Annotated in this window: 22 protein-coding genes; 14 read left to right on the plus strand and 8 right to left on the minus strand. The window is 60.1% G+C overall.

Annotated elements, in window-relative coordinates:
• Positions 1–76 precede the first annotated feature (76 nt).
• Genes yfiR through yfiB form a run of 3 tightly spaced genes read left to right on the plus strand, consistent with a single transcriptional unit; the run spans position 77 to position 2,417 of the window.
• On the plus strand, positions 77–652 hold the full coding sequence (gene yfiR / locus ACA061_RS03410) for a regulatory sequestration protein YfiR (protein WP_497300589.1): 576 nt from the start codon (positions 77–79) through the stop codon (positions 650–652).
• Entirely contained in the window at positions 649–1,917 is a 1,269-nt protein-coding gene (gene dgcN, locus ACA061_RS03415) for a diguanylate cyclase DgcN/YfiN (RefSeq protein ID WP_210701311.1), read from the plus strand. The genes yfiR and dgcN overlap by 4 nt, the downstream gene beginning before the upstream one ends.
• Before the next feature lie 5 nt (positions 1,918–1,922).
• On the plus strand, positions 1,923–2,417 hold the full coding sequence (gene yfiB / locus ACA061_RS03420; protein ID WP_497300591.1) for an outer membrane lipoprotein YfiB: 495 nt from the start codon (positions 1,923–1,925) through the stop codon (positions 2,415–2,417).
• Here yfiB and ACA061_RS03425 read toward each other — a convergent pair.
• Entirely contained in the window at positions 2,414–3,361 is a 948-nt protein-coding gene (locus tag ACA061_RS03425; RefSeq protein ID WP_150617246.1) for a LysR family transcriptional regulator, read from the minus strand. The genes yfiB and ACA061_RS03425 overlap by 4 nt on opposite strands.
• A 149-nt stretch (positions 3,362–3,510) precedes the next feature.
• On the opposite strand from ACA061_RS03425, the gene ACA061_RS03430 reads away from it, so the two are divergent.
• Positions 3,511–5,037, plus strand: a complete 1,527-nt coding sequence (locus ACA061_RS03430) for a CoA-acylating methylmalonate-semialdehyde dehydrogenase (RefSeq protein WP_210554463.1) — start codon at positions 3,511–3,513, stop codon at positions 5,035–5,037.
• A 10-nt stretch (positions 5,038–5,047) separates the two neighbouring features.
• Positions 5,048–5,935 (plus strand): 3-hydroxyisobutyrate dehydrogenase, encoded by an 888-nt coding sequence (mmsB, locus tag ACA061_RS03435; RefSeq protein ID WP_150617049.1) that lies wholly within the window; start codon positions 5,048–5,050, stop codon positions 5,933–5,935.
• Positions 5,936–6,118: 183 nt separating this feature from the next.
• Here the strand turns inward: mmsB and ACA061_RS03440 are convergent, their stop codons facing one another.
• The 4 genes from ACA061_RS03440 to ACA061_RS03455 form a co-directional block, all read right to left on the minus strand.
• Complete coding sequence (locus tag ACA061_RS03440) at positions 6,119–6,469, minus strand: cupin domain-containing protein (RefSeq protein WP_497300593.1); 351 nt, start codon at positions 6,467–6,469, stop codon at positions 6,119–6,121.
• Between the two features lie 106 nt (positions 6,470–6,575).
• Entirely contained in the window at positions 6,576–6,947 is a 372-nt protein-coding gene (locus ACA061_RS03445) for a MerR family transcriptional regulator (protein ID WP_497300594.1), read from the minus strand.
• A gap of 48 nt (positions 6,948–6,995) precedes the next feature.
• Positions 6,996–7,571, minus strand: a complete 576-nt coding sequence (locus ACA061_RS03450) for an NAD(P)H-dependent oxidoreductase (protein ID WP_150604137.1) — start codon at positions 7,569–7,571, stop codon at positions 6,996–6,998.
• Positions 7,572–7,616: 45 nt separating this feature from the next.
• Positions 7,617–8,498 carry a LysR family transcriptional regulator gene (locus tag ACA061_RS03455; RefSeq protein WP_497300595.1) on the minus strand — a complete coding sequence of 294 codons (882 nt, stop codon included), beginning with the start codon at positions 8,496–8,498 and terminating at the stop codon, positions 7,617–7,619.
• Between the two features lie 230 nt (positions 8,499–8,728).
• Between ACA061_RS03455 and ACA061_RS03460 the strand changes: the two genes are divergently transcribed.
• Entirely contained in the window at positions 8,729–9,493 is a 765-nt protein-coding gene (locus ACA061_RS03460; protein WP_497300596.1) for a sulfite exporter TauE/SafE family protein, read from the plus strand.
• On the opposite strand, the gene ACA061_RS03465 is transcribed toward ACA061_RS03460, so the two are convergent.
• Positions 9,483–9,797, minus strand: a complete 315-nt coding sequence (locus ACA061_RS03465; RefSeq protein ID WP_497300597.1) for a putative quinol monooxygenase — start codon at positions 9,795–9,797, stop codon at positions 9,483–9,485. The genes ACA061_RS03460 and ACA061_RS03465 overlap by 11 nt on opposite strands.
• 185 nt (positions 9,798–9,982) lie before the next feature.
• Between ACA061_RS03465 and mdaB the strand changes: the two genes are divergently transcribed.
• From mdaB to ACA061_RS03500, 7 genes are all read left to right on the plus strand, one after another.
• Positions 9,983–10,573 carry an NADPH:quinone oxidoreductase MdaB gene (gene mdaB, locus ACA061_RS03470; RefSeq protein ID WP_497300599.1) on the plus strand — a complete coding sequence of 197 codons (591 nt, stop codon included), beginning with the start codon at positions 9,983–9,985 and terminating at the stop codon, positions 10,571–10,573.
• 127 nt (positions 10,574–10,700) lie between these two features.
• Positions 10,701–11,612, plus strand: coding sequence for a LysR family transcriptional regulator (locus ACA061_RS03475; protein ID WP_150617056.1), 912 nt, complete (start codon positions 10,701–10,703; stop codon positions 11,610–11,612).
• Positions 11,613–11,715: 103 nt separating this feature from the next.
• Positions 11,716–12,609, plus strand: a complete 894-nt coding sequence (locus ACA061_RS03480) for an NAD-dependent epimerase/dehydratase family protein (protein WP_497300600.1) — start codon at positions 11,716–11,718, stop codon at positions 12,607–12,609.
• Positions 12,610–13,672: 1,063 nt separating this feature from the next.
• Positions 13,673–15,022: a GntP family permease gene (locus tag ACA061_RS03485; RefSeq protein ID WP_115148412.1), complete on the plus strand. Its 1,350-nt coding sequence runs from the start codon at positions 13,673–13,675 to the stop codon at positions 15,020–15,022.
• 15 nt (positions 15,023–15,037) lie between these two features.
• Entirely contained in the window at positions 15,038–15,898 is an 861-nt protein-coding gene (locus tag ACA061_RS03490; RefSeq protein WP_047299666.1) for a MurR/RpiR family transcriptional regulator, read from the plus strand.
• A 1-nt stretch (position 15,899) separates the two neighbouring features.
• Positions 15,900–17,357 carry an N-acyl-D-amino-acid deacylase family protein gene (locus ACA061_RS03495; protein WP_497300601.1) on the plus strand — a complete coding sequence of 486 codons (1,458 nt, stop codon included), beginning with the start codon at positions 15,900–15,902 and terminating at the stop codon, positions 17,355–17,357.
• Between the two features lie 150 nt (positions 17,358–17,507).
• A complete protein-coding gene (locus ACA061_RS03500) occupies positions 17,508–17,876 on the plus strand; it encodes a glyoxalase superfamily protein (protein ID WP_150595137.1) in 369 nt (122 codons plus the stop codon).
• Positions 17,877–18,130: 254 nt separating this feature from the next.
• Here ACA061_RS03500 and ACA061_RS03505 read toward each other — a convergent pair whose 3' ends face one another.
• Both ACA061_RS03505 and gliR read right to left on the minus strand, forming a co-directional pair.
• Complete coding sequence (locus tag ACA061_RS03505; protein ID WP_497300603.1) at positions 18,131–18,496, minus strand: DUF6124 family protein; 366 nt, start codon at positions 18,494–18,496, stop codon at positions 18,131–18,133.
• Positions 18,497–19,009: 513 nt separating this feature from the next.
• Positions 19,010–20,026: an AraC family transcriptional regulator GliR gene (gene gliR, locus ACA061_RS03510; protein ID WP_497300605.1), complete on the minus strand. Its 1,017-nt coding sequence runs from the start codon at positions 20,024–20,026 to the stop codon at positions 19,010–19,012.
• 209 nt (positions 20,027–20,235) lie between these two features.
• Here gliR and ACA061_RS03515 point away from each other — a divergent pair, with 209 nt between their 5' ends.
• A complete protein-coding gene (locus ACA061_RS03515) occupies positions 20,236–21,831 on the plus strand; it encodes an FAD-binding oxidoreductase (protein WP_497300606.1) in 1,596 nt (531 codons plus the stop codon).
• The last annotated feature ends 2 nt before the right edge of the window (positions 21,832–21,833 follow it).

A 21,833-nucleotide genomic window follows, 5' to 3' on the forward strand; every position in this document is an offset into this window, starting at 1 on the left:
GTCCGTGCCTCGCTGGTGATTCTGCGCTGTGCTATCGTTGCGGCATCATCCCGTTACGATCCAAGAGAATCCCTGCATGAAGGTGGCTGTCTGGGCGACAGAGCGCGTGTTTCGCTGCAAGCACGCAGTGCTTGTCGGTCTGCTCTGTTTGCTGGCGGGCGCTGCCGTCGCGCAACCGCAAACGCCGCCGGGCATGGCCGAACAGCGGGCGCAGGCGGTCACGCAAGTTGTACTGGGTATTCTCAGTTACGCACGCTGGCCGGTAGAGCCTGCGCAACTGCGCCTGTGCATCGTCGGCCCCACCGAATACACCGACGATCTGGTCAAAGGCACTACTCAGGCCACCGGCAGGCCCGTTATCGTGCATCGTCTGCTGGCCGACAACCCGGCCATCGTCACCGAATGCGATGCGGTGTATATCGGCAAACTCACCGCAGATGAACGCACTCGGCTATTCGCTTCGCTGACAGGGCACCCGGTGCTGAGCATCAGCGAGTCCGACGATCAGTGCACAGTCGGCAGCCTGTTCTGTCTGCGCGTCGGCGATGAGCAGGTGTCCTTCGAAGTCAATCTCGACTCTGTTGCCCGCAGCGGCGTACGCATTCATCCAAGCGTGCTGCAGTTGTCACGCCGCAAATCGGCGGCACAATGAGACTGTTCAGATCCAATACGCGCCCAACGCTAGGCTCGGTTCTCGGCCGTGGGCACTTGACGGTCGCACTGGTCGCAGTGGCGATGGCCAGTGTCTCGCTGACCCTGCTGGGCGTTCTGGCGTTGCGGGTTTATGCCGATCACAACCTGCATTTGATCGCCCGGTCGATCAGCTACACCGTGGAAGCGGCGGTCGTGTTCAACGACAAGGCTGCCGCCACTGAGTCGCTGGCAATGATCGCATCGGCCGAAGAAGTGGCAGACGCTCAGGTGCTGGATGCTCGAGGGAAACTGCTCGCGCGATGGCAGCGACCGGAAACCGGTCTGATCTCTGAGTTGGAAATGCAACTCGCCCGGGCGATTCTGGAAAAGCCGATCGACCTGCCGATCATCCATCAGAATCGCGAGATCGGACGTGTTCTGCTCACCGGTCACGGCGGCAGTCTGATGCGTTTTCTGCTCAGCGGTCTGGCGGGGATCCTTCTCTGTACCGCCATCAGCGCCTGGGTGGCGATCTATCTGGCACGCCGACAATTGCGCGAGATCATCGGCCCGTTGCGCAGCCTCGCGACCGTGGCCCACGCCGCCCGTAGCGAACGAGCGCTGGATCGGCGTGTGCCGCCAGCGCAGATCGCCGAACTCGACAACCTCGGCAACGACTTCAACGCTTTGCTCGACGAGCTGGAGTCGTGGCAAACCCATCTGCAAAACGAAAACGAGACCCTGGCCCACCAGGCCAGTCACGACAGTCTTACCGGGCTGCCGAACCGCGCCTATTTCGAGGGTCGCTTGATTCGGGCCCTGCGCAATGCCGGCAAACTCAAGGAACGCGTGGCTGTACTGTTTTTGGACAGCGACCGTTTCAAAGGCATCAACGATAACTTTGGCCATGCGGCCGGTGACGCGGTGTTGGTGGCGGTTGCCGATCGGGTGCGCGCGCAGTTGCGTGAAGGGGATTTGGTCGCGCGCTTGGGCGGGGACGAATTCGCCGTACTGCTCGCGCCTCTGCACAAGGTCGAAGACGCCGAACGCATCGCTGACAAGATTCTCGCGAGCATGGACATGCCGATCGCCCTGCCGGGTGATGGCAGTGTCGTGACGTCGCTCAGTATCGGCATCGCGGTTTACCCCGATCATGGCGCCACCCCCGGTGCGCTGCTCAACGCCGCCGACGCGGCGATGTATCAAGCCAAGCGCCTGTCGCGTGGCGCTCAATCCACGGCGGGGTCGGAGTACCCGGTCAATCCCGTTCAAACCAGGAGCTAATTTCCGTGTTCACTTTTTCTGCTCGACTGTTTTCCACGCTGATGTTGATGGCCATATTGGCGCTGACCGGTTGCCAGACCGCCGCGCAAAAAGGCCTGTCTCCGGCGCAGGTTGCCGTGCTCAAGCAACAAGGCTTCGAGCTGACTGACGATGGCTGGGAGTTTGGCCTGTCCGGCAAAGTGCTGTTCGGCAGCGATGTCGAGAGTTTGAATACGCAGAGCACCGAGATCGTCGAGCGTATCGGCAAGGCGCTGCTGGGCGTAGGCATCGAACGAGTACGCGTAGACGGCCACACCGATGCGTCGGGCAAGGAAACCTACAACCAGCAACTGTCATTGCGCCGGGCCAAGAGCGTCGCCAACGTATTGGGCACGGTTGGCATGAAGCAAGAAAACATACAGTTACGTGGGCTGGGCAGCAGCGAGCCGGTGGCATCCAACGACACCGCCGCGGGCCGCACGGAGAACCGCCGCGTTTCGATTGTGGTCAGCGCCGATTAATCGGCGAACTGCATTTCACGAGTCTCACCCATCAGCAGACCCTGATTACGCTCGGTCACCTCACGAATGTAATCCCACAACAGGGTGATCCGCTTGAGCTTGCGCAGATCCTCGCGGCAGTACATCCAGAACTGCCGGGTGATGTCGATTTCTTCCGGCAGCACCGGCAACAAACGCGGGTCCTGCGCGGCGAGGAAGCACGGCAGAATCGCCAGTGAGCGACCTTGCTGCGCCGCGACGAATTGCGCGATCACGCTGGTGCTGCGCAAGTTCGCGCTGGCACCCGGTAGTGCATTCGCCAGGTAAAGCAGCTCCGAGCTGAACGCCAGGTCATCCACATAACTGATGAATTGATGCTTGCCCAAGTCTGCCGGGCGGCGGATCGGTGGGTGTTTGTCGAGATAGTCCTGGGTCGCATAGAGCTGCAAGCGGTAGTCGCAGAGTTTGCAGCAGACGTACGGCCCGTGCTCCGGTCGTTCCAGCGCGATGACGATGTCGGCCTCCCGCTTGGACAGGCTGATGAAGTGCGGCAGCGGCAGGATATCCACCGAGATTGCCGGGTAGGCGTCGACGAAATGGCTCAGTTGCGGCGTGATGAAAAAACTGCCGAAACCTTCAGTGCAGCCCATGCGCACATGCCCGGACAGCGCCACGCCAGAGCCTGAAACCTGCTCGCAGGCCATGTGCAGTGTGCTTTCAATCGACTCGGCGTAACCCAGCAAACGCTGGCCTTCGGTGGTGAGCACGAAGCCGCTGGTCCGCGATTTCTCGAACAGCAACGTGCCTAACGCCGATTCCAGCGAACTGATCCGCCGCGACACGGTGGTGTAGTCGACCGCCAGCCGTTTGGCCGCGGTGCTGGCCTTGCGGGTGCGGGCAACTTCGAGGAAAAACTTGAGGTCGTCCCAGTTCAGCGAACCTAGAGAGGTGATGTTTTTTTGCATGATGGACGGGCTTTTATGTGCGTTCTTATTAGAAGTTTGCACATCTATACTCCAAAAACAGTCCGACAACCAACTCGTGACACACGCCTCATCTCAAGGCGAACCTTTCGCCTTGGCTCCTACGATAAAAACAAGTTTCGGAGACCAGCATGAACGCATCGCTTACGCCCAACGAAACCACGCTGCAGAAGGTCAAGCTGCTGATCGACGGCGAGTGGGTCGAGTCACAGACCACCGAGTGGCACGACATCGTCAACCCGGCGACCCAGCAAGTACTGGCCAAAGTCCCGTTTGCGACCGCCGCTGAAGTCGATGCCGCCGTCAGCGCCGCCCAGCGTGCCTTCCAGACCTGGAAACTGACCCCGATTGGCGCGCGGATGCGCATCATGCTCAAGCTACAAGCGCTGATCCGCGAGCATTCCAAGCGTATCGCCGTGGTGCTGAGCGCCGAGCAGGGCAAAACCATTGCCGACGCCGAGGGCGATATTTTCCGTGGCCTGGAAGTGGTCGAGCACGCCTGCTCCATTGGTAGCCTGCAAATGGGCGAGTTCGCCGAGAACGTCGCGGGTGGCGTCGATACTTACACCCTGCGCCAGCCGATCGGCGTTTGCGCCGGCATCACGCCGTTCAACTTCCCGGCGATGATTCCGCTGTGGATGTTCCCGATGGCCATCGCTTGCGGCAACACTTTCGTATTGAAGCCTTCGGAACAGGATCCGATGTCGACCATGTTGCTGGTGGAGCTGGCGGTTGAGGCCGGTGTGCCAGCGGGCGTGCTCAATGTGGTTCACGGCGGCAAAGACGTGGTTGATGGCCTGTGCACCCACAAGGACATCAAAGCCGTGTCCTTCGTCGGTTCGACCGCTGTCGGTACTCACGTCTATGACCTGGCCGGCAAGCACGGCAAACGCGTGCAGTCGATGATGGGGGCGAAGAACCACGCCGTGGTGCTGGCGGACGCCAATCGCGAGCAAGCGCTGAACGCCTTGGTTGGCGCCGGTTTTGGTGCGGCCGGGCAACGTTGCATGGCCACTTCGGTGGTGGTGCTGGTGGGCGCGGCGAAACAATGGCTGCCTGACCTGAAAGCGCTGGCGCAGAAACTCACCGTCAACGCCGGTAACGAGCCGGGCACCGATGTCGGCCCGGTGATCTCGAAAAAGGCCAAGGCACGGATTCTCGAGCTGATCGAAAGCGGCATCAAGGAAGGCGCCAAGCTTGAGCTGGACGGTCGTGACATCAGCGTGCCGGGTTACGAGCAAGGCAACTTCGTCGGCCCGACCCTGTTCTCGGGCGTGACCACCGACATGCAGATCTACACCCAGGAAATCTTCGGCCCGGTGCTGGTGGTGCTGGAAGTCGATACGCTTGATCAGGCGATTGCGCTGGTCAACGCGAACCCGTTCGGTAACGGCACGGGCCTGTTCACCCAGAGCGGTGCGGCGGCGCGTAAATTCCAGACGGAAATCGATGTTGGTCAGGTCGGCATCAACATCCCGATTCCAGTGCCGGTGCCGTTCTTCAGCTTCACCGGTTCGCGCGGTTCGAAACTAGGCGACCTCGGCCCGTACGGCAAGCAGGTGGTGCAGTTCTACACGCAGACCAAAACGGTCACGGCGCGCTGGTTCGATGACGACAGCGTCAACGACGGCGTGAACACCACCATCAACCTGCGCTGAGGAACGTGCCATGAAAATCGCATTTATCGGTCTGGGCAACATGGGCGCGCCGATGGCGCGCAACCTGATCAAGGCTGGCCATTCGCTGAATCTGGTCGACTTGAACAAAACCGTGTTGGCGGAGTTGGAGCAGATGGGCGGCACCATCCGCGCTTCGGCCCGCGAGGCTGCCGAGGACGCCGAACTGGTGATCACCATGCTCCCGGCCGCCGTGCACGTGCGCAGCGTCTGGCTCGGTGAAGACGGTGTTCTCGCTGGCATCGGCAAAGGCGTGCCGGCGGTGGATTGCAGCACCATCGATCCGCAGACTGCTCGTGACGTCGCCGCGGCTGCCGCCAAACAAGGGGTGGCCATGGCCGATGCGCCGGTGTCCGGCGGTACGGGCGGTGCGACTGCCGGGACCCTGACCTTCATGGTCGGCGCCACGCCGGAACTGTTCGCCACCCTGCAACCGGTGCTGGCGCAAATGGGCCGCAACATCGTTCATTGCGGTGAAGTCGGCACCGGGCAGATCGCCAAAATCTGCAACAACTTGCTGCTGGCGATTTCGATGGTCGGCGTCAGTGAAGCGATGGCGCTGGGCGATGCGCTGGGGATCGATACGTCGGTGCTGGCCGGGATCATCAACAGTTCGACCGGGCGTTGCTGGAGTTCGGAAATGTACAACCCATGGCCGGGCATCGTCGAAACGGCGCCGGCCTCACGTGGGTATACCGGTGGTTTCGGTGCGGAACTGATGCTCAAGGATCTGGGCCTTGCCACTGAAGCGGCGCGTCAGGCACATCAGCCCGTGGTGCTCGGCGCGGTGGCGCAGCAGTTGTACCAGGCGATGAGCCAGCGCGGGGAAGGGGGGAAAGATTTCTCGGCGATTATCAACAGCTATCGCAAGCCGCAGTAACTGTTCAATAAGGCTGTGGTGAGGTTCTTTGTGGCGAGGGGATTTATCCCCGATGGGGCGCGAAGCGGCCCCCTGCATTGCGTCAGTTAAAACGCGTGCTCAGGTGTCACGCATGTAGTGCCAATCAGAATGTAGTAAGTGTTGCCGGGAAACCACGTCGGGTGGTTCCCCGGCTTTTTTGCATCAGGCAAACACGAAATATTTGCGCACCGTCTCGACCACTTCCCACGTGCCTTTCATCCCCGGCTCAACCACGAAGATGTCGCCAGCGCGCAGGTGGATGGGTTCCATGCCGTCGGGGGTGATCACGCAGTAGCCTTCCTGGAAATGGCAGTACTCCCACTTCACATAATCGACGCGCCACTTGCCCGGCGTGCAGATCCAGGTGCCCATGATCTTGCTGCCGTCTTCGCTGGTGTAGGCGTTGAGGTTGACGGTGTGCGGGGCGCCTTCGAGTTTTTCCCATTTGCAGGCGTCGAGTACCGGCAGCGGATGGGTATCGCGCAGAACGGTGATAGGGGCGGTCGCGGTCATGAGAACTCCGGGCTGTGGGCTATGAACTGAAGTCGCACCCTATAGCGCCCGGTCGCCGTTCAGTTGTCTGTGCTCGACATCGAGCTGCTCAGAAACGCGCAGATCGTTAGAGTTTCTCCAGCGGGCATTCGACTCTTGCTCGCTCCAGCTCGACTTCGAACCCCTCGAGTTGGGCGTATTGGCGCGTGAGCTCGGCCATGGTGCGATTGATCTCGCTTTTTTTCGCTTCTATGGCTTGTTGTGCCAACGCCCACGGCATCGCTTCACCGTGATGTCCGGAGAAGATCGCCTGCAACTCCTTGAGGCGAAAACCCATGTCTTTGGCGCACTTGATGAAGATCAGCAGTTCGACACTCTGCTGATCGTAGAGGCGGTAGTTACCCTGTCGCCGGGGTGTGGGCAACAGACCGATCGACTCGTAGTGGCGGATGCTTTTGATGGTGGTGCCGGAACGTTGCGCGGCTTGGCCGATGTACATAAAAGTCCTTTTTTCAACAAGTAACAGCGCGGCGCATTATCGGCAGACTCAGCGGCGGGCGATAGCCTGAGCCTGTTGCAACCAGCTTCTTCGTTGCTGATCGGTTGAGCCGAGCACCGGGCCGAACGTGAGGGTGCGCAGTGGTTTGATCCCGCAAAATTGGAGGGTAGTCTTGCGTACTTCATGCAGTCCGGGCATGCGATAGATCAAGCGGTAATACCAGGGTGGTGTGTCCATGGTCACCAGCAAATGCGCGGTGCGGCCATTCAACAACTTGTCGGGGAACGCTTTGCCTTTTCGGTATTTGAAAGCAAACCCCGGCAGCAACACCCGGTCAAAAAAACCTTTGAGCAGCGCCGGAATACCGCCCCACCAGATCGGGTAAACCAGCGTCAGATGTTCGGCCCAGAGGATGTCGGATTGTGCCGCGTTCAAGTCATCTTCCAGCGTCTGGATCTGTTGATACCCGTCGCGCAACACCGGGTCGAAAACCATCTCGCCAAGGCGCAATTGGCGCACTTCGTGTCCGGCATCGAGTGCTGATTGAGCGTAGCGCTCAGCAAGTGCAGCGCAAAAACTCGTGGTAGAAGGATGGCCGAGAATCAGCAGAATGCGTTTGCCCATGGTCATCGTCCTTGCTGTAAAAAGGCCAAGGATGAAGTCTGCCCCTTAGGGGAGAGTCAAGGCTTTCAGCAGTGCTTTGGCGTAACTCGGCAGCGCGCTGAAATCTCTGGCGCAGAGCATCAACGTGCGGCGCGCCCAAGGCTCGTCGAGGGCAACGCTTTTGAATGAGCGTGGCGTTGCGCGCTCGACGGCAGCCAGCGGCACGATCGCCACTCCGGCGCCGTGGCCGACCATGCGCATCACGCCGTCGAAACCGTCGGCGCGGATGCGGATCTGCATGCGCGAGCCGCTGTGCAAAGCCTGTTCCTCAAGATAGATCGCCAATGCGCTGTCGGCGCTCAGTCCTACGAAGTCGTAGCGCAAGGCATCGCTGAAACTGACCTCGACGGCGTCAGACAATGGGTGATCCAGCGGCAGAATCAGTACCAGCGGATCGTCGCGAAAGGACTGGGTTTGCAGGTCGCTGGTGTCGACCGCGTCGGAAACAATCCCAAGATCCGCCGCCCCCTGTCGCAAGGCGTGGGTGATACGGGCGCTGGGCAGCTCTTGCAGATCGATGTCGAGATTGGGATGGCTGCGCAAGAAGTCCGCGAGCACTTCCGGCAGGTACTCGGTGATTGCGGTGGTATTGCACAACAACCGCACCTGACCTTTGACGCCTTGCGCGTACTCGGCGAGATCCTGCTGCATGCGTTCGGCTTGTTGCAGGAGGATGCGTGCGTGGTGGGCCAACGCTTTGCCGGCCGGCGTCGGGGTGACACCGCGGCGACCGCGTTCCAGAAAGTCAGCGCCGAGTGAGGCTTCCATCGCACGAATTCGCGCACTGGCCGCCGCGAGCGAGAGATGACTGCGGGCGGCGCCGGCGGTGATGTTGCCGGTGTCGAGGATGTGCAGGTAGAGGCGCAGGTCGGTGAGGTCGAAGTGCATGTTGTCAGCCTGGGTTTGCAGTGTCTGGACTGGCCCCATCGCTGGCAAGCCAGCTCCCACAGGGTTTTGTGTGTACTCAGGTTTTGAATGCAACCGATAAACCTGTGGGAGCTGGCTTGCCAGCGATGGGGCCAGTTGCCTTAATGAATTTCTAAGCCTCTTGCATTGGCAGAGGCAGCCTCAGTATATGGCAGATTTCCAGCCCGATTCATCTGGCGCACAGTTGCGCCATGAACACACTCGCAAGCTTCTACCAGAACCTCGGCCTGACCCTTTCCCTGCTGGTCATCGCCACCTTCATGCTCGCCGGTCTGATCAAAGGCGTCATTGGTCTCGGCCTGCCTACCGTCGCCATGGGGCTGCTCGGTCTGGCTATGGCGCCAACACAGGCTGCCGCGTTACTGATTATCCCGGCAACGTTAACCAACGTCTGGCAATTGGCATTCGGCGGTCACTTGAAAGGATTGATCAAACGCCTCTGGCCGATGCTCTTGATGATCTTCCTCGGCACCGCTATCGGCACCTTATGGATCGGCATGGCCGGAGGACATTGGGTGGTGCGCGGATTGGGGGCGGCGCTGTTGCTGTATGCGTTGAGCGGGTTGTTCCTGCCGACGCTGCACATACACCCGCGCCATGAGCCATGGCTCGCCCCGGTCTGCGGGGCGATCACCGGCATCATCACCTCGGCCACCGGGGTCTTCGTGATTCCGGCAGTGCCGTACCTGCAAGCGCTAGGCTTGAATCGCGATGAACTGGTTCAGGCGCTCGGGCTGTCGTTCACCGTCTCGACCCTGGCGCTGGCCGGCGGCTTGCTCTGGCGTGGCGCGTTGGGTGGCGGCGAATTGAGCGCTTCGCTGCTGGCGCTGATTCCGGCAGTGCTTGGCATGTTGCTCGGCCAATGGCTGCGTCAGCAAATCAGCGCGGTGCTGTTCAAGCGCGTGTTCTTCATCGGTCTGGGCGCGCTCGGCGCCCACTTGCTGGTCAGCGGCTAGCCGAAGATTCGCTGAGCATGTCGATCGCGCGAATGTCGAAATCCCGCTCCAGATAGTCCATGCGCTGCTCGGAAAACTCCTTCATGTGCGGCAGGTTCGAGTGCACATCCAGATGTGCCTGGGATGCCCAGATCTCGTAGAAGATGAACAGCGTCGGATCTTCTTTATCGCGCAGCATGTGATATTCGATGCAGCCCGGCTCGGCGCGGCTTGGCTCGACATAGGCGCGGAATAGCGCTTCGAAGGCCGCGGATTTCTCCGGGCGGGTCTTGGCGTGCAGGATGAAACCCTGGCGTTCACTCATCGATAAAACTCCTCAAGTTCAGATGGCGGCCAATCCTACGGCAACAATCTGCGTCCGATTCGTGCGTTTTACTCAAATGTATTTTGCGCAACCACGGCTTATTCCGCGCGAGGCGGATCGTTAATCTGCCGCCATTCCATTTTTCCCTTCTCCCTCCAGCCCAGTGGCTGCGCCGAGGCTTTCTCATGAAAAAAGTTTTGTTACTCAATGGCGGTAAGAAATTCGCCCATTCTGACGGTCGCTACAACACCACCCTGCACGAAGCTGCGCTGAGCGTGCTGGATCGCGGCGGTGTCGACGTCAAAACGACGTTCATCGACGAGGGTTATGACGTCGCTGAAGAAGTCGCCAAATTCCTCTGGGCAGACGTGATCATTTATCAGATGCCGGGCTGGTGGATGGGCGCGCCGTGGACAGTAAAAAAGTACATAGACGAAGTCTTCACCGAAGGCCACGGCAGCCTCTACGCCAGCGATGGTCGCACCCGTTCCGATGCGTCGCAGAAGTACGGCAGTGGTGGTCTGGTCCAGGGCAAGCAATACATGCTGTCGCTGACGTGGAACGCCCCGCAGCAAGCGTTTGATGACCCGACTGACTTCTTCGAAGGCAAAGGCGTGGACGCGGTGTACTTCCCGTTTCATAAGGCTAACGAGTTTCTGGGCATGACCAGGTTACCGACGTTTCTATGTGTCGATGTGATGAAACGTCCGAACATTGAAAATGATGTGGCGCGCTACGAGCAGCATTTGAGTGAGGTGTTTGGCCTCAAGGCTTGAGTGGTTTCGGGCTACTATCGGTTGTAACAGCAAAAGATCGCAGCCTTCGGCAGCTCCTACAGGGGAACGCATTTCACTGTAGGAGCTGCCGAAGGCTGCGATCTTGGCGATTTCAAAGAGGACACCCGTGAAAGCCAGATCCGATGAGTTGCAGATTTTCGTCTGTGTGATCGAGTGCGGTTCGATTTCCGCCGCTGCCGAGCAGGTCGGACAGACGCCGTCGGCGGTCAGTCGCACGCTGTCGCGGCTGGAAGCCAAGCTTGATACCACGCTGATCAACCGCACCACGCGGCGCATGGACCTGACCGAGGAGGGCAAGTATTTCTTTGAGCAGGCCAAGCTGATTCTCGATCAGATGGAGCAACTCGAAGAACGCCTGTCCTCACGCCAGCAAACCCCGTCCGGACGCCTGCGGATCAACGCCGCGTCGCCGTTCATGCTGCACGCCGTCGTGCCCTACATCGACGAATTCCGCCGGCTCTACCCGGACATCCAGCTCGAACTCAACAGCAATGACCTGATCATTGACCTGCTGGAACAAAGCACCGACGTCGCCATCCGTATCGGCACGCTCGCCGACTCGACATTGCATGCGCGTTCGCTGGGTTGCAGTCCGCTGCTGATCGTCGCCAGCCCTGCCTATCTGAAAAAACACGGCACGCCGCTGCAAGTCGCCGAACTGAGCGAGCACACCTTGCTCGGATTCACCCAGAACGAAGGCCTCAATCAGTGGCCGTTGCGTTACGTGCACGGTGACCGCTGGCCCATCACCCCAGCCATCAGCGCCTCCAGCGGCGAAACCGTTCGGCACTTGGCGCTGGAAGGGCAGGGCATCGCCTGCCTGTCGCACTTCATGACCATCGACGACATTCGCGCCGGGCGTTTGAAGGTCGTGCTGGCGGAATTCAACAGCGGTTATCGCCAACCGATCAACGCCGTTTACTACCGTAACTCGCAACTGGCGCTGCGCATTCAGTGCTTCCTCGACTTCATCCAGAGCAAACTCGCAGCCTACGCCAGCGCCGATTTCAAAGGTTGATTCGTGACCTCTGCGCAACAGTGATTTGGGCGAGCGCGGGTTTTTCGGCCGCCGTCGTCGGTCGATACTCGTTCCATCACTTACTCACGCAGGGAGTTTCTCCATGAACGTATTCGTCACCGGCGCTGCCGGTTTTATCGGCGGCTCCATCGCTACCGGTCTGGTTCAGGCCGGGCATAACGTCACGGGTCTGGTGCGCAGCGCCGAACAGGCCGATGAACTCAAAGCACTGGGCATCACCCCGGTGATCGGCACCCTCGACGACCAAACACTGCTCGCCGAACAGGCCCGCGCCGCCGACGCAGTGATCAACGCCGCCAGCAGCGACCATCGTGCCGCGGTTGAGGCCTTGCTCGATGCATTGCGCGGCTCCAACAAAGTGTTCCTGCACACCAGCGGTTCGAGCATCGTCGGTGATGCATCCGGCGGCAAGTCGAGCGACGTCATCTACTACGAAGACAACCTCCCCGAGCCGACCGTCGACAAAGCCGCACGCGTGGCCATCGACAACCTGATCCTCGCCGCAGCGAAGGACGGCGTGAACTCGGCCGTCATCTGCAATACCCTGATCTACGGCCACAGCCTGGGCGTCAACCGCGACAGCGTGCAATTGCCGCGCTTGCTGAAACAGGCGCGCAAAAGCGCTGTGGTTCGCCACGTCGGCACGGGTCAGAACATCTGGTCCAACGTACACATCGAAGACGTCGTCGCCCTGTACCTGCTGGCGCTGACCAAAAACGTCGCGGGCACGTTCTACTTTGTCGAAAGCGGCGAAGCGTCGTTCATCGACATGACCACCGCCATGGCCGACGCCCTGAATCTGGGCCAGCCACAAGACTGGCCACTTCCGGATGCCGAAGCCGAGTGGGGCTATGAAATGGCCAACTACGGCCTCGGCTCCAACAGCCGGGTACGCGGCAAACACGCCCGCGAACTGCTGGGCTGGACGCCGAAACGCACATCGGTGGTTGAATGGATTCGTAACGAAATGGTGTGATTCTTTCAACACCACAATACCTGTGGGAGCCAGCCTGCTGGCGATAGCGGCTGATCATCCAACATCAATGTTGAACATGACGCCGCCATCGCTGACAAGCCAGCTCCCACAAGTTGTCCGCTTTCTGTCTGAAGAAATTTGATCAAACTGTGGGAGCGAGCTTGCTCGCGAAAGCGGTGTGTCTGCCAACAAATATGTTGAATGTGAAAATGTCATCGCCAGCGGGCTGGCTCCTACAGGTTGTCCGCATTCCACCTGAAGAAACTCGATCAACTTGTGGGAGCTGGCTTGCCAGCGATAGCGGTCGACCAGCCAGCATCTATGTTGAACATGACGCCGCCATCGCTGGCAAGCCAGCTCCCACAAGTTGTCCGCTATCTGTCTGAAAAAATTTGATCAAACTGTGGGAGCGAGCTTGCTCGCGATAGCGGTGTGTCTGCCAACAAATATGTTGAATGTGAAAACGTCATCGCCAGCAGGCTGGCTCCTACAGGTAGTTCGCATTCCATCTGAAGGAATACGATCAAATTGTGGGAGCTGGCTTGCCAGCGATAGCGGTCGACCAGCCAGCATCTATGTTGAACGTGCCGCCGCCATCGCGGGCAAGCCAGCTCCCACAAGTTGTCCGCTATCTGTCTGAAGAAATTTGATCAAACTGTGGGAGCGAGCTTGCTCGCGAAAGCGGTGGATCAGTCGACAGAGATGTTGAATGTGACAACGCCATCGCCAGCAGGCTGGCTCCTGCAGGTAGTTCGCATTCCACCTGAAGAAACTCGATCAACTTGTGGGAGCTGGCTTGCCAGCGATAGCGGTCGACCAGCCAGCATCTATGTTGAACGTGCCGCCGCCATCGCGGGCAAGCCAGCTCCCACAGGGTTTTGTGTTGTCAGAAGAGCATGAAAATCCCGCCCCCCAATTTTCATTAATCACGACAAGACATATCCCTGCGCGACACTGCTTGCCTCTCCACGAAAATTACTTTCATGCGGTTTGAAATCTCGATCTCGAAATGATTTATGAGTTTCACAACCCATTCGAACGTGACCCTTTCGAGGAGTACCGCATGACGCCTTCTTTCGGCTATTGGCTGCTGGTGTATGCCGCCGTGGCCATCATCGCTTTGATCGTCTTGATCGCCCGTTATCGGCTCAATCCGTTCATTGTCATCACGCTGATTTCCATTGGTCTGGCACTGGTGGCGGGCATGCCGCCGTCGGGTGTGGTGGGGGCGTATGAGGCCGGGGTCGGCAAGACGCTCGGGCACATTGCGCTGGTGGTGGCGCTGGGGACGATGCTCGGCAAGATGATGGCCGAGTCTGGTGGCGCGGATCAGATGGCGCGCACGTTGATCGACAAGTTCGGCGAGAAGAACGCGCACTGGGCGATGGTCTGCATCGCGTTTCTGGTCGGGCTGCCGCTGTTCTTCGAAGTCGGTTTTGTGTTGCTGGTGCCGATTGCGTTTACCGTGGCGCGACGGGTGGGTGTATCGATCCTGATGGTCGGTTTGCCCATGGTTGCCGGCCTCTCGGTGGTGCATGCATTGGTGCCGCCGCACCCGGCCGCCATGCTGGCGGTGCAGGCGTATCAGGCGTCGGTCGGGCAGACCTTGTTGTATGCAATCGCAATCGGGATTCCTACGGCGATCATCGCCGGCCCGCTGTACGCCAAATTCATCGTGCCGCGCATTCAGTTGCCGGCGGATAACCCGCTGGAAAAACAATTCCTCGACCGCGAACCGCGCGACAAACTGCCGAGCTTCGGCATCACCATGGCGACCATTCTGTTGCCGGTGGTGCTGATGCTGATCGGCGGTTGGGCCAACCTGATTTCCACGCCGGGCAGCGGTTTCAATCAGTTCCTGCTGTTCATCGGCAACTCGGTGATTGCGCTGTTGCTGGCGACGTTGCTGAGCTTCTGGACGCTGGGGATTGCCCAGGGTTTCAACCGCGAATCGATCCTCAAGTTCACCAATGAGTGCCTGGCGCCAACCGCCAGCATCACCTTGCTGGTCGGCGCGGGCGGTGGTCTGAACCGGATACTGGTCGACGCTGGCGTCACCGATCAGATCGTCGGCCTCGCTCATGAATTTCATCTGTCGCCGCTGCTCATGGGTTGGCTATTTGCCGCTCTGATGCGTATCGCTACCGGTTCGGCGACCGTGGCGATGACCACCGCGTCCGGCGTGGTCGCGCCTGTGGCCATCGGTCTGGGATATCCCCACCCCGAACTATTGGTGCTGGCGACCGGCGCCGGGTCGGTTATCTTTTCCCACGTCAACGACGGCGGCTTCTGGTTGATCAAGGAGTACTTCAACATGACGGTCGCGCAGACGTTCAAGACCTGGACCGTGCTTGAGACGTTGATCTCGCTGGTCGCTTTCGGTCTGACCGTCGGCCTTTCTTACCTGCTGTAACCGGAGCCCGCCGCTATGGACATCCTCTACCAGATCCGCGCCCGTCAGGATTCCTTCAGCGCCGGCGAGGGCCGCATCGCTCGTTTGATGCTCGACGACGTCGGCTTTGCCGCCTCCGCCAGTCTCGAAGAGCTGGCGCAACGAGCGGAAGTCAGCACCGCCACGCTGTCGCGATTTGCCCGCACCGTTGGTTGCCGTGACCTGCGTGATCTGCGCCTGCAACTGGCCCAGGCCAGCGGCGTCGGCAGTCGTTTTCTCGACCCGGCGGGCACGCCTGAACAGTCGGCGTTTTATGGCCAGATTGTCGGCGATATCGAAACCACTCTGCGTCAGCATCTGGCCGGGTTCGACGAATCACGCTTCGCCGATGCGGTAAAACTGCTCGGTCAGGCGCGGATGATCCACGCCTTCGGCATGGGCGGCTGCTCGACCCTGTGCAGCGATGAATTGCAGGTGCGTCTGGTACGGCTCGGCTATCCGATTGCGGTCTGCCATGACGCGGTGATGATGCGCGTCACCGCCGCCAGCCTCAACGCCGAACAGGTCGTCATCGTCTGCTCGCTGACCGGCATCACCCCAGAGCTGCTGGAGACCGTCGAACTGGCGCGCAACTACGGCGCGCGCATCCTCGCCATCACTCGCGCCGATTCGCCACTGGCGGAACTGGCCGACATCGTCCTGCCGCTGCAAGGCGCAGAAACCTCGTTCATCTACAAACCGACGGCGGCGCGTTACGGCATGTTGCTTGCCATCGACGTGCTCGCGACCGAGCTGGCGCTGGCCAGTCCTGAAGACAATCAAGAACGTCTGCGGCGCATCAAACTCGCTCTCGACGAATACCGTGGCGGCGACGATCACCTGCCGCTGGGAGACTGACATGCTGTACGACACCCTGATTCGCAACGCCCTGATCATCGATGGCAGCAACGCACCCGGCTATCGCGCTGACGTGGCGATTCTCAACGGTCGAATCGAGCGCATCGGCGACCTGCGCGATGCCCAGGCCACCGAAGAATTCGACGCTGCCGGCCGCGTGCTGGCGCCGGGGTTTATCGACGTGCACACCCACGACGACACCGTGGTCATCCGTCAGCCAGAGATGCTGCCAAAACTCAGCCAAGGCGTGACCACGGTGATTGTCGGTAACTGCGGGATCAGCGCTTCGCCGGTCAGTTTGAAAGGCAATCCGCCGGACCCGATGAACCTGCTCGGGAGCGCCGCGGCGTTTGTTTATCCACGGTTCAGCGATTACCGCGCGGCGGTCGAAGCGGCCAAAACCACGTTGAACGTTGCCGCGTTGGTCGGTCACACGGCGCTGCGCAGCAATCACCTCGACGACTTGTTTCGCACCGCAACCCCTGCCGAAATCGCCGCGATGCGCGAGCAGTTGCGCGAAAGTCTTGAGGCTGGTGCTCTTGGTTTATCCACAGGTCTGGCCTACGCCAGCGCCTATAACGCCTCCACCGATGAAGTCATGCAACTGACCGAAGAACTGACGGCATTCGGTGCGGTGTACACCACTCATCTGCGCAGCGAATTCGCCCCGGTGCTGGAGGCGATGGACGAGGCGTTTCAGATCGGTCGCCACGCCAAATCGCCGGTGATCATTTCCCACCTCAAGTGTGCCGGTGTCGGCAACTGGGGGCGCAGTCCGCAGTTGCTCGCCTCACTGGAAGAGGCAGCGAAAACCCATCCGGTCGGTTGCGATTGCTATCCGTATGCGGCGAGTTCCTCGACGCTGGATCTGAAACAAGTCACCGACGCCCACCGCATCACCATCACCTGGTCGACGCCGCACCCGCAAGTCAGCGGCCGCGACCTGATCGACATCGCCACCGAATGGAACGTGCCGCTGCTCGACGCCGCCAAACGCCTGCAACCGGCGGGCGCGGTGTACTACGGCATGGACGAGGCGGATGTACGAAGAATCCTCGCGCACCCGCTGTCGATGGTGGGCTCTGACGGACTGCCGGAAGATCCGTTCCCGCACCCACGCCTGTGGGGCGCTTTCCCACGGGTACTTGGACATTTCAGTCGTGACGTCGGACTGTTTCCGCTGCACACGGCGGTGCACAAGATGACCGGTCTGTCGGCGGCGCGGTTTGGCTTGAAAGAAAGAGGCGAGATTCGCGAAGGAAACTGGGCGGATCTGGTGTTGTTCGATCCGGCGACCGTGCGCGATGTTGCGGATTTCCATGATCCGCAACGGGCGGCGCAGGGGATTGACGGGGTGTGGATCAACGGTGTTTTGAGTTACAGCGATGGTCAGGCGAATGGCAAGAGGGAAGGGCGGTTTCTTGCGCGGGAAGGAGATTTGCGCAAAGGTTTCAGTTAATCGGAAACTCCTGTAGGAGCTGCCGGAGGCTGCGATCTTTTGATCTACGTCTCATAGTGGCACTGTGCAATTAAAGAAACTCCATCCCAAGCCGAAGTGCTGACATCCAGCCCGGTTACACTCTTGGGCCAACCAGTCAGGGAGCACCCCATGAGCTTCGGCAAAACTACCCCGATCCTGCGGATTTTCGATGAAGCCAAAGCCGTAGAGTTCTACGTCGACTTCCTCGGTTTCAAGATCGACTGGCAGCATCGTTTCGAAGCGAACTTCCCGTTGTATCTGCAGGTGTCGCGTGGCGAATGCGTGCTGCATTTATCCGAGCATCATGGCGATGCCTCGCCGGGTTCGGCGTTGCGCATCGAGACCGATGAGCTTGAGGCGTTTCAGCAGCAATTGGTGGCCAAGGAATACAAGTTTTCGCATCCGCAGATACAGGCGACGCCGTGGGGCAGCCAGGACATGACCATTGCCGATCCGTTTGGGAATCGGTTGGTGTTTACCAATGCGATTTGTGTTTGAGCCTGGAAGCCCCTCACCCTAACCCTCTCCCGGGGGGAGAGGGGACTGATTGGGGGATGCTTGAGCCATACGCCGGCCTGAATCTGCTTTGCTGAATCCATAATCGACTCGCACGTTCAGGTCGATGTACAGCGCCAGACACCTCGGTCGGCCCCCTCTCCCCCCGGGAGAGGGCTGGGGTGAGGGTAAAAAAATCGCAAGCCAAACAAAAAGCCCACTGCCAAACCACTACGGTCTGCCAGCGGGCTTTTTCGCTACTCGGTCGGCACTAATCTGTCCAACACTCGGTTAACCGCCAACTCTGCCAGCATCACCACCTGAGCGATGCCTTGCAGGGTTTTGCGGTGGGTGCCTTCCACCATTGCGACGTGGTTTTGAAGCATGACGGTGGCCGAGCCGAGCGTTTCACTGGCGTCCACCAGCAGGGATTCGTTATCGGACTCGGGGCTGGCCATGTACAGCGCGTTGGGTTTGTAAGGCGCGGCCATGATTTCGACGGTTGGTGGGCCGAGGTAGTGGTCGAGGGCGCGCTCGGCGGCTTCGTGGAGTTTCTTTGAATCGGGGGATTCGTAGGGCGAGGCCGGGTCGGTGACCGGCGGGTTTGGCGTGATTTTGAACATAGCTGTGTTCCCGTTGTTGAGCGGCAACCCTTTTGCTACTAAACGAAAGGGTGGCAGCTGTACGCAGGTTAGTAGACCGGGGAACCCAGCTTAAGCCGGCGCGCCGAAGCGCCCTGCGTACAGCCACCATGAAGCTCAGGTACGAGAGCACCTGTGATGAATGTACGACCAGCCGAGTTACCTCGGGCTACTAAACCCGATCACTGGAAATCAGTGACGGATCCAAGTTACGCAGCAAGGCCAGGGCGCACAAGCCGGTGGATTCTGGCTTAGGCGTAGGCAGCGGCGCAAGGATTTGTGGGTGGTTTCGCGTAACGCTGAGTGTCCTTAAACGTCTGCGCTAAAAGATGTTTATTGCGATCGGAAATTTGGGATTTGCCTGTCGGGTTTTTGGTGCGGCCACTGACGCCATCGCTGGCAAGCCAGCTCCCACAGTGACCGAGTCGTACACAGAATTTGTGGTTCACCGAGAAACCTGTGGGAGCTGGCTTGCCAGCGATGAGGCCCGCGCAATCACCCCCGATGCGTCTGCCGAAACTCCCCGGGCGGCATCCCGCGCCGGCTCTTGAACGTGCGATGAAACGAGCGCGGTTCGGTAAACCCCAAATACTGCGCAATATCCTGAATCGGCAACGTGCTGTTCAACAGATAGTGCTCAGCCAACTCCTGCCGCAGATCATCCAGAATCTGCTGATACGACGTCCCCGCCTGATGCAATTGGCGCTGCAACGTGCGCACCGACACAGCCAGATGCTCGGCCACCTGCTCCTTGCGCGGCAGGCCCTCCTTGAGCAATTGACGCAAAATGCTCTTCACCTGTTGCGCAAGCGACGCGTCCTCCAGTGTCGCCATCAACCCCATTGCATGCTCTTCCAGCGTGCGCAGCAATTGCGCATCGGCCTGACGCAGCGGCAACTGCAAATACGCCGGCGGCACAATCAACGCCGAATACGGTTGATCGAACAGCACCGGGCAATCGAAAAACGCTTCGTACTGCGCCAGCGTCACCTCGTCTGGACACGAATGTTCCAGCCACACTGCCGCTGGCGACATCTGCGTATCAGCGATCCAGCGCGCATATTGCAGCCACGAACCGAGGACGTTTTCCACCAGATGCCGACGAATCCGCGGGCGCTGATAGCGGCAGGTCCAGATCAGGTGTACTTGGCCATCTTGCATCTCGGCGCGGCTGACGCCCATGTCGCCCACCAGTTTTTCGAACGGCATGATGCGGCTCATCGCATCGCCCAGGGTCGCGCAGTTCATGGTGATGTAACCCAAAACACTCCATGAATTGGGCAGCACAAAATTCGCGGCGTTGAGCCCGAACAGCGGATCGCCCGAGTGTTCGCAGAAGTAATCGAGCAACTTTTCATGCGCCTCACCCGGCAAGCGCAGGGTGTTGTCGCTCAACTGCTGCGCCTGCAGCCCGGCCGCCGCCAACGCAGGCTCGATGGCCATGCCCAATTGCTCGGCATGGCGCAGGTACTTGAGCAGCGGCGGAACGGAGGTGAAGCCGAGCGATTGCATGATCGTATTCCCTTGATCAAAGCGTGCGTGAGCGGATGAATGCCTGAAAGGTAATTTGAAACCACGGCTAAAGTAAATGGCTGACGCTTGCGCGACGTTTGACTCAATTGGCTACACGAACTGGCCGGATGCGACCGTGACACTTTTCGGCCGCCGACTAGTATGGACGCCTGAAATATCGCTGATAAGAACCGAAAAAGGACACACGCATGCGACGCTGGAACGGCTGGGGAGATGCAACCACGGTGGTCGAACTGCCGGCCCAGGGCGCGAGTTTTCTCGCCGAACGGTTGGGCGACGGTCGAGCGCTGCCCGATGCGACGCTGGAAACAGCGCTGGCCCGCGTGCCTGAATCGCGGTTGCGGGCTCACACGTTATACAGCGTCGATGCCCATGACCGGTTACTGCACGCTCGCGGCCAGAGCCTGCCGGATTGGCTGGCGTTACGCGAAGGCACGTTGGGCAAATATCCCGATGCGGTGGCGTTCCCTGAGACGGCCGAGCAGATTCGCCAATTGCTGGCGCTCGCCCATGAACAGGACCTGTGCCTGATTCCTTACGGCGGCGGCACGTCGGTGGCCGGGCACATCAACCCGCCGGATTCCGCACGGCCCGTGGTGACGGTTTCGCTGGCGCGGATGAATCGTCTGATCGACCTTGATGAACACAGCTTGTTGGCGACTTTCGGCCCAGGCGCCAGTGGTCCGCAGGTGGAAAGTCAGTTGCGGGCGCGGGGGTACACGCTGGGGCATTTTCCGCAGTCGTGGGAGCTGTCGACGTTGGGCGGTTGGGTTGCCAGCCGTTCCAGCGGTCAGCAATCGCTGCGTTATGGGCGGATCGAACAATTGTTCGCCGGGGGCACGCTGGAAACGTTCGCCGGCCCTCTGCAAATCCCCACGTTCCCGGCCTCGGCAGCCGGCCCCGATCTGCGTGAAGTGGTGCTGGGCTGCGAGGGGCGTTTCGGGATCATTTCCGAGGTCAAGGTGCGGGTCAGCGCACTGCCCGCCGATGAACGTTTCTACGGCGTTTTTCTGCCCAGTTGGACCAAAGCGCTGCAAGCCATCCGCCAATTGGCTCAGGCGCGCGTGCCGCTGTCGATGCTGCGCCTGTCCAACGCGGTGGAGACCGAAACGCAACTGGCGTTGGCCGGTCACCCGCAACAAATCGCCTGGCTGGAAAAGTACCTGAGCTTGCGTGGAGCTGGTGAGGGCAAGTGCCTGCTTACCTTCGGCGTGACCGGCAATCGTCGGCAAAATGCGCTGTCGCTCAGGCAAGCGCGGCAGCATCTCAAAGCCTTTGGCGGCGTATTCACCGGCACCTTGCTCGGCAAGAAATGGGCACAGAATCGCTTCCGTTTCCCCTACCTGCGCGAGAACCTGTGGAACGCCGGTTACGTGGTCGACACCCTCGAAACCGCCACCGACTGGAGCAACGTCGACAACCTGCTCAACCTCATCGAAAACAGCCTGCGCGATGCCTTGGCCGCTGAAGGCGAGCGGGTGCATGTGTTCACTCATCTGTCCCACGTTTACGGTGAAGGGTCGAGTATCTACACCACCTACGTGTTTCGCCCGGCGGCGGATTACCCCGCGACGCTGGCGCGCTGGCAGGCGCTCAAGCACGCGGCCAGCCAGACCATCGTCGACAACCACGGCACCATCAGTCACCAGCACGGCGTGGGCAAGGATCACGCGCCGTACCTGCTGCGCGAGAAAGGCGCGCTGGCGATGGACACCTTGCAGGCGCTGAGCCGGCACTTCGATCCGGCCGGGCGCCTCAACCCCGGCACGCTGTTTCCGGAGTGACG

This window comes from Pseudomonas sp. LBUM1668 (assembly GCF_059695715.1).